This window comes from Pseudomonas sp. IT-196MI5 (assembly GCF_949767415.1).
Classification (GTDB): domain Bacteria; phylum Pseudomonadota; class Gammaproteobacteria; order Pseudomonadales; family Pseudomonadaceae; genus Aquipseudomonas.
This window is the reverse complement of sequence record NZ_CATKPZ010000074.1, coordinates 1-300: the sequence shown is the minus strand read 5'-3', so window position 1 is coordinate 300 and position 300 is coordinate 1. Positions and strand designations below refer to the sequence as shown.

The 300-nt window shown below is 49.0% G+C and carries 2 tRNA genes; both read left to right on the top strand.

Annotation, left to right across the window (positions count from 1 at the left end):
* The first annotated feature begins 61 nt into the window (after positions 1 to 61).
* Positions 62 to 138: transfer RNA gene (locus ACM6IK_RS25720), tRNA-Ile, on the top strand.
* A gap of 9 nt (positions 139 to 147) precedes the next feature.
* A tRNA-Ala gene (locus ACM6IK_RS25715) sits at positions 148 to 223 on the top strand.
* The last annotated feature ends 77 nt before the right edge of the window (positions 224 to 300 follow it).

Below are 300 nucleotides of genomic sequence, written 5' to 3'. Positions count from 1 at the left end.
ATAGAAGCAGCTTTAAGCTCCAAGCTGATAGCTCCAAGCTAACAGTTACGCGCTCGAAATTGGGTCTGTAGCTCAGTTGGTTAGAGCGCACCCCTGATAAGGGTGAGGTCGGCAGTTCGAATCTGCCCAGACCCACCAATTTTGTATGGGGCCATAGCTCAGCTGGGAGAGCGCCTGCCTTGCACGCAGGAGGTCAACGGTTCGATCCCGTTTGGCTCCACCATTAACTGCTTCGAAACGCTTGAGAGTTTAGAAATGAATATTCCGCTGAGAATATTGATTTCTAGTCTTTTGATTAGA